Annotated in this window: 8 protein-coding genes; 4 read left to right on the top strand and 4 right to left on the bottom strand. The window is 64.6% G+C overall.

What is annotated here, in order from left to right; all coding sequences use genetic code 11:
• The 3 genes from EN750_RS12195 to EN750_RS12185 form a co-directional block, all read left to right on the top strand.
• On the top strand, positions 1–397 hold a 397-nt coding region (locus EN750_RS12195; protein ID WP_145967587.1), incomplete at its 5' end, for an ABC transporter permease.
• On the top strand, positions 394–1,158 hold the full coding sequence (locus EN750_RS12190; RefSeq protein WP_127396575.1) for an ATP-binding cassette domain-containing protein: 765 nt from the start codon (positions 394–396) through the stop codon (positions 1,156–1,158). The genes EN750_RS12195 and EN750_RS12190, both read left to right, overlap by 4 nt.
• Before the next feature lie 39 nt (positions 1,159–1,197).
• On the top strand, positions 1,198–2,283 hold the full coding sequence (locus tag EN750_RS12185; RefSeq protein ID WP_127396574.1) for a Gfo/Idh/MocA family oxidoreductase: 1,086 nt from the start codon (positions 1,198–1,200) through the stop codon (positions 2,281–2,283).
• A gap of 15 nt (positions 2,284–2,298) precedes the next feature.
• On the opposite strand, the gene EN750_RS12180 is transcribed toward EN750_RS12185, so the two are convergent.
• Positions 2,299–2,574, bottom strand: coding sequence for a hypothetical protein (locus EN750_RS12180; RefSeq protein WP_127396573.1), 276 nt, complete (start codon positions 2,572–2,574; stop codon positions 2,299–2,301).
• Positions 2,575–2,722: 148 nt separating this feature from the next.
• Here EN750_RS12180 and EN750_RS12175 point away from each other — a divergent pair, with 148 nt between their 5' ends.
• Positions 2,723–4,744, top strand: coding sequence for an amidase (locus EN750_RS12175; protein ID WP_127396572.1), 2,022 nt, complete (start codon positions 2,723–2,725; stop codon positions 4,742–4,744).
• Between the two features lie 10 nt (positions 4,745–4,754).
• Here the strand turns inward: EN750_RS12175 and EN750_RS12170 are convergent, their stop codons facing one another.
• The 3 genes from EN750_RS12170 to EN750_RS12160 all read right to left on the bottom strand — a co-directional run.
• The gene (locus EN750_RS12170) at positions 4,755–5,165 is read right to left on the bottom strand and encodes a hypothetical protein (protein ID WP_127396571.1); all 411 of its coding nucleotides are present in this window, start codon (positions 5,163–5,165) and stop codon (positions 4,755–4,757) included.
• A 128-nt stretch (positions 5,166–5,293) separates the two neighbouring features.
• A complete protein-coding gene (locus EN750_RS12165) occupies positions 5,294–5,941 on the bottom strand; it encodes a ThuA domain-containing protein (RefSeq protein ID WP_127396570.1) in 648 nt (215 codons plus the stop codon).
• A 39-nt stretch (positions 5,942–5,980) separates the two neighbouring features.
• A partial coding sequence (locus EN750_RS12160; protein WP_145967585.1) for an LLM class flavin-dependent oxidoreductase occupies positions 5,981–6,871 on the bottom strand: 891 nt, incomplete at its 5' end.

Genomic DNA, 6,871 nt, shown 5'->3' with positions numbered 1-6,871 from the left:
CTACCACACACGCTTCGGCGTGCATCTGCTGGCGACCGGCGGCCAGACCGAAAGTGCCGGCGCGCTGGGCATCCGCACCAACCGGGTCAAGATCGCCGCCTATACAATCTCGGGCTTCTGCGCCGGCATCGCGGCCATTCTTCTGGTCGCCCGCATCGGCTCGGCCGAACCGCAGATCAACACCAGCCTGCTCTTGAACTCGGTGGCGGCGGTGGTGCTGGGCGGCGTCAGCCTGTTCGGCGGCCGCGCCAGCATTCTGGGACCGGCGATCGGCGCGCTGATGCTCACAGCACTCGTCAACGGCCTGACCTTGCTCAACGTCTCGGCCTTCTACCAACCGCTTGCCGTGGGCGCCATCGTGGTGCTGGCGGCCCTGATCATGCGGTATCAGAAATGAGCGCGCCCCATCACATCCCCGCCGCTGAGGCGATCATCGCCTGCGAAGGGCTGAGCAAGCATTTCGGCGGCATCCGCGCCTTCACCGACGTCGCCTTCCAGGCCCGTCGCGGCGAGGTCACCGCCGTCATCGGCGACAATGGCGCCGGCAAGTCGACGCTGATCCGCAGCCTGGTCGGCGTGCATCAGCCGGACACCGGCAATTTGTTCTTCGACGGCCGGGCGCGGCCCTTCGCCAACCCCGACGAGGCACGCAAGGCCGGCATCGAGACCGTGCACCAGAACCTGGCGCTGATCGACGAATTGACGGTCGCGCAGAACCTGTTCCTCAACCGCGAGATCGTGCGCCGCATCGGGCCGTTCGCTTTCCTCGATCGCAAGGCGATGAAGCGCGAGGCCCGTTCCATGCTGTCGCGGCTGTCGATCAACGTGCCGTCGATCAACCAGCGTGTGCGGCGCTTGTCGGGCGGCCAGCGGCAGGCGATCTCGATCTGCCGCGCTGTCGGCTCCGGCGCCAAGCTGGTGGTGATGGACGAACCGACGGCAGCACTCGGCGTGCAGGAGACCGCCAATGTCGAGGCTCTGATCCGGCGTCTGCGCGAGCAGTCGGTCTCAGTCATCCTGGTCAGCCACAATTTCGATCAGGTCCGCCGCCTGTCCGACCAGATCTGGGTGATGCGGGCGGGAAAGATGGCGGCGACCGTGCGCGCTTCCGAAACGTCCGGAAACGAGCTCGTCGCGCTGGTAACCGGCGCGGCATAGTCCTGCAGCATCAGACTTGAAATCAAAGGGAGTTCGCCTGTGGCACCAATTCGTGTCGGACTGATAGGTCTTGGAGAGGTCGCGCAGTCGATCCATCTGCCTGTGCTGGGCGATCAGCGCGACCGCTGGGTGATCGCGGGCGTGTACGACGTGTCGCCCAGCCTGGTGTCACTCGTCACCTCTGAATTTACGACGGCAAAGGCCTTCGACACGGCCGAGGCGCTGATTAGTTCGCCCGACATCGACGCGGTGTTCGTGCTGTCGTCCGACGACACCCACAGCCGCTTCGTGCGGGCGGCGATTGCAGCCAACAAACATATCCTGCTGGAAAAGCCCGCCTGCCTGACGGTGCGCGAAATCGACGATCTGCTGGCGCTGATGCCGGGCTACGACAAGACCCTGTTCGTCGGCTATATGCGCCGCTACGCGCCGGCCTATCTGGCGGCCAGGGACGAACTGCCGGCATACGCCGACATCACCCATGTCCGAATCTTCGACATGATCTCGGAAGGCCGGCACTTTCTCAAGAAGAGCCAGAACGTCCTCTATCCCAACGATATAGACCCTACCCTGCTGGCGCGTGGCGCAAGCGAACGCGACGCACTGATCCGCGAAGTCGTCGGCGCCGATGCGCCGGCCGACCTGGTGCGCGCCTATCGCGGCCTGACGGCGCTTTCCTCGCACCACATTTCAGCGATGCGCGGGCTGATCGGCGAGCCGGCGCGCGTGCTGGCCGCGCACCGCACCAATGGCGGCGCCAACACATCAGTCAGCTTCGACTACGGCCATTTCGCTTGTCTCTACGACGCGGTGGTCGACGATCTCGGCCTGTTCGACGCCATGATCGAGGTGCGCTCGAACACCAGGCGTGTGCGCATTCTCTACGACACGCCCTACATCCGCAGCCTGCCGACGCGGCTGGAGGTCACCGATGCCGGCCCGCTCGGCCCGGTGACGAAAACCTTCGGGCCTCTCTACGGCGATGCTTTCTCGAATGAACTCGAGATTTTCCACCGCCACATCACCGAAGGCACAAAGCCTCTGACCGACCTCGCCGATTCACGCCGCGACCTGGCGCTGATGGCCGAGATCATCGAGCGGATGAAGGAGAGTGACGGGCGCTGAGGCGCCGCCTGCCGCCTACTTCCCACAGTGATGATCGTTGATCTTGTTCACCGCATTCGCGTCGGGTCCGACGCGATGGTAGGAGCACGCGCCGGCCGCCGTCGTCACCAACTGCTGATCGTAGTAGCGCGGGCCGCCGAACAGGATGTCGATGAGATCGCCTTCGGCGGGAACGTAGCGTTCGGAGTGGACCCGGCGGTCGTGATGCCGGTCGCCAGCGAACGCCGCGGCGCAAACGCTTGAGCCCATGGCGACAGCGAGAGCTAGGATCGCAACGCATTTCATGGTCATCGCCAATACCCTCCTGGCCATTCCAGAATCACACCATACATCCAAAACCGCCAGCCGGACAAAAGTTCCGAGAAGACCGCGATAGGCTCTTGCCGAAGCCAGCTGCCTCGCTCATCCATAGGATTGTAACGAAAGCCTGGAACCAGTGATGACCGACGCCAGCCTTCACCTCGTCGAAGCGACGATAGACCAACTGCGCCGAGCGCTCGATGACGGCACCGCCACCAGCGTCGAACTGGTCGGGGCGTATCTGAGGCGCATCGCGCATTTTGACCGCCACGGCATCAGCCTTAATGCCGTCCCAGTGCTCAACCCTGACATGTTTGAGGAGGCGGTGGCCTCCGACCAGCGCCGCCGCAACGGCGCCGTGCTCGGACCGCTCGACGGCATCCCCTACACCGCCAAGGACAGTTACAAGGTGTCAGGCCTGACGGTGGCCGCCGGTTCGCCCGCCTTCGAGCATCTCATCGCCAATGAGGACGCCTTCACCATCGCCCGGCTGCGCGCCGGCGGCGCCGTGCTGATCGGGCTGACCAACATGCCGCCAATGGCCAATGGCGGCATGCAGCGCGGCGTCTACGGTCGCGCCGAGAGCCCCTACAATGGCGACTATCTGACCGCCGCCTTCGCGTCGGGCTCGTCCAATGGCTCCGGCACGGCGACGGCGGCCAGCTTCTGCGCCTTCGGGCTTGGCGAAGAAACCTGGTCGTCCGGCCGCGCGCCGGCCACCAACAATGCAGTGGTCGCCTACACCCCGTCGCGCGGCGTCATTTCGGTGCGCGGCAACTGGCCCCTGGTGCCGACCATGGATGTCGTGGTGCCGCACGCGCGGACAATGCCCGACATGCTCGAACTGCTCGATGTGATCGTCGCCGACGATCCCGAGACGCGAGGCGATTTCTGGCGCGCGCAGCCCTGGGTCGAGCTGCCGAAAAGCTCCGCTGTGCGGCCGCCCCGCTATACCGATCTCGCACTGGCGGGGTCGTTGAAAGGCAAGCGGCTCGGCGTGCCCAGAATGTATATCGGCCGCGACAGCGAGGCCGATGCGCCGATCGAAACCCGCGCCTCGGTGCTTGCCCTGTGGGAGCGGGCCGCGGCCGATCTCACGCGGCTTGGCGCCGAGGTGGTCGAGGTCGATTTTCCCGTCGTTTCCAACTATGAGCGCGACCGCCCCGGCACGCGCACCATGGTCGAGCGCGGGCTGGTGCCCCCAGAGTTCGCCGACCGCGAGCTCTGGGATCTCAGCATCTGGGGCTGGGACGACTTTTTGCGCGCCAATGCCGACCCGTCTTTGCCCGATCTCGTCTCGGTCGACGGCCCAAAGATCTTCCCGCAGCCGCCGGGCACGCTGCCCGACCGCTATGAGGGCGGCTTCGACCTGAGGGAATATGTCGAGCGGGCGCGGTCCGGCGTCACGCCCGTCACGGAAATCCCGACGATTGAAGAAGGCCTGAAGGGCCTCGAAGCGACAAGGCGGATCGATTTCGAGGACTGGCTGGACGCCCATGGCATCGACGCCGTGGTGCTGCCCGCGGCCGCCGATGTCGGACCGGCCGATGCAGACATCGACGAGGCGTCCGCCGCCCTTGCCTGGCGCAATGGCACCTGGGTCGCCAACGGCAATCTGGTCTGGCGCCATTTCGGCATCCCCACCGTCACCGTGCCGATGGGAACCATGGCCGATATCGGCATGCCGGTCGGCCTCACCTTTGCCGGCAAGGCCTATGACGATGAGAGACTGCTGCGCATGGCCGGCGACTTCGAACGCTCCACGCAGCGCCGCACCCGCCCGCCGCGCACGCCGGAACTTGACGACGATGTGTTTTCAGGCCGTCCTGCCCGAGCCGGCGACAGCAAGGTGCCAGCGTTCGCGATCACGCTTGCCGCCGAGACGCGGCCTTCCGGCGATCAGGACGAGATCGTCATCACGCTCGAACTGCCCGGCGAGGCCGCCGAAACGGCCAACATCCAGGTGCATGTCAACGGAGAGGTCGTCGTGCTGCAGCGAAGCGGTGCGCGCCTCAGCGGGCATGCCCTCATTCCGGCCGCCGAGCATCAGCGCTTCCACAGCGTCTGGCGTGGCTCCTACGGTTCGATCGTGACGGCGGTGGTGCGGCTGGAGGATGGGCGCACCGCTGGCGCCTTTGCGGTCACCGGCGGGATAAAATGAGTGCTGGGCACTAGGAGGGCAGAGAGGCCAGCCATTCTTCCCAAAATTCCTGCTGAATGTGGACGAAAACCGGAACCACGTCGACGCCATCGTCAAATATGTCGACCAGATCCGTCTCTTGGGGAAATCGCCCCATCGTCACCTTGCAGGCCATCAATCCGCGACTCTTCTCCATCACGGTATTTTCGGGATAAACATTGGCACTCGCCCCGTAGCAGAAGGGCAGCAAACCATCGGCTTCGAGCCCCTGACGGATCTGGAACAGAGCTTCGAAAAAATCTTCCTCTTCGGCCCTGATCACCTTGTCCCGGTAGCCGCATGTCAGGCTGCAGACGGCGCCCTCTACATGCAGCGTAAACACGGCTTCCTCGTCTCCGCCCGTGCCCCCTCCGACCAAGAATACTGTCCGCTGATGATCCATTCCACCCCCCTTTGCTGTTCACCGGATGGTAGTTCGACAGCGGCCGACTTTCTAGCCATTGCAGGAATTCAGACCTCGCTGCCTCCGCAGTTCGCCGCTCGCCTTTCGCAATTGGTGACTGACAGAGGCTACCCCCGCGCCGCCCAAAGCAAACCCCGCTCCACCATCAGCGCCATTTCCGGCACCGCGAACTCATCCGCCGTGTGACCAAGGGAACTGTAGAAAACCTTCCCCGCTCCATAGCGCCGTTTCCAGACGACCGGCATGACAACGCCGCCGATGCCCGGAAAATGCGCGTCGGTAAAGGTGGTGGTCGCCAGCACCTCATTGCTTGGGTCGACATGCATGTAATATTGCTCCGACCGGTAGGCGAAATCGCTGATGCCTTTTGTGATCGGATCGTCCGGCCGGGTGATCGCGACAGTATAGTCGATGATGTTGCCGGGATGCGCCACCCATTGGCCGCCGGTCATGAACTGATAGTCGGGCTCGTTGCGAAAACTGTCGCCCATAGTGCCGTGGAAACCGCCGAGCCCGCTTCCCCCGCGAACGGCAAGCGTCAGGTTCTGCAACTCGGCCTTTTCGATCGTCGACATCGTGATGACGGGCACGATGAGATCGAAGGAAGCAAGCTCCGGATCGGCGAAAATCGCGGTGCCTTGGCCGAGCGTGACGTCGAAGCCGTTTCGCTCAAGCAAGGTGCGAACGATATTCGCGCTCTGCTCCGGCGTGTGGCCCTCCCAGCCGCCCCAGGCGATCAAGGCCTTCTTTGGCATTGTGTACCTCCCTGGAACTCCGCCCTGATCGATCCGGCGTCAGCGCCAGCCAAGCGCCGGCGCGACATGGGTCAGGATCGCCTCGATGACATGCGCATTGTAGTCGACGCCAAGTTGGTTCGGAACGGTGAGCAGCAGCGTGTCGGCCTCGGCGATCGCCTCGTCCTGCGCCAATTCCTTGATCAGCACATCCGGCTCGGCCGCGTAGCTGCGCCCGAAGATCGCCTTGGTGTTCTCCTCGATGAAGCCGATCTGGTCGCGGCTCTCATTGCCGTGGCCGAAATAGGCACGGTCGCGATCGTCGACCAGCGCAAAGATGCTGCGGCTGACCGAGACGCGCGGCTCGCGACTGTGACCGGCCGCTTTCCAGGCCTCGCGATAGATGCGGATCTGCTCGGCCTGCTGGATATGGAACGGCTTGCCGCTCTCGTCGAATTTGAGCGTCGAACTCTGCAGGTTCATGCCGAGCTTGGCCGCCCATTCCGACGTGGCGTTGGTGGCCGCACCCCACCAGATCCGCTCGCGCAAACCCTCCGAATGCGGCTCGAGGCGCAAGAGGCCGGGCGGGTTGGGGAACATTGGCCGCGGATTGGGTTGGGCGAAGCCCTCGCCGCGCAGCGTCTCGAGGAAGACCTCGGCGTGGTGCCTTGCCATGTCGGCGTCGCTCTTGCCTTCCGGCGGCGCGTAGCCGAAATGGCGCCAGCCATCGATCACCTGCTCGGGCGAACCACGGCTGATGCCAAGCTGCAGGCGGCCGCCGGCGATGATGTCGGCGGCGCCCGCATCCTCGGCCATGTAGAGCGGGTTTTCGTAGCGCATGTCGATGACGGCGGTGCCGATCTCGATGCGGCTGGTCTTGGCGCCGACGGCTGCCAGCAGCGGGAACGGCGAAGCGAGCTGGCGGGCGAAATGATGCACGCGGTAATAGGC

The organism is Mesorhizobium sp. M7A.F.Ca.ET.027.03.2.1, from assembly GCF_003999175.1.
Classification (GTDB): domain Bacteria; phylum Pseudomonadota; class Alphaproteobacteria; order Rhizobiales; family Rhizobiaceae; genus Mesorhizobium.
Note: the sequence above shows the minus strand (reverse complement) of the source record. Positions and strands in the feature narration are given on the sequence as shown.

Excerpts from the sequence above, each read along its gene's own strand:
- EN750_RS12180 (WP_127396573.1), bottom strand. The coding sequence starts at position 2,574 with ATGACCATGAAATGCGTTGCGATCCTAGCTCTCGCTGTCGCCATGGGC.
- EN750_RS12175 (WP_127396572.1), top strand. The coding sequence starts at position 2,723 with ATGACCGACGCCAGCCTTCACCTCGTCGAAGCGACGATAGACCAACTG.
- EN750_RS12165 (WP_127396570.1), bottom strand. The coding sequence starts at position 5,941 with ATGCCAAAGAAGGCCTTGATCGCCTGGGGCGGCTGGGAGGGCCACACG.
- EN750_RS12170 (WP_127396571.1), bottom strand. The coding sequence starts at position 5,165 with ATGGATCATCAGCGGACAGTATTCTTGGTCGGAGGGGGCACGGGCGGA.
- EN750_RS12190 (WP_127396575.1), top strand. The coding sequence starts at position 394 with ATGAGCGCGCCCCATCACATCCCCGCCGCTGAGGCGATCATCGCCTGC.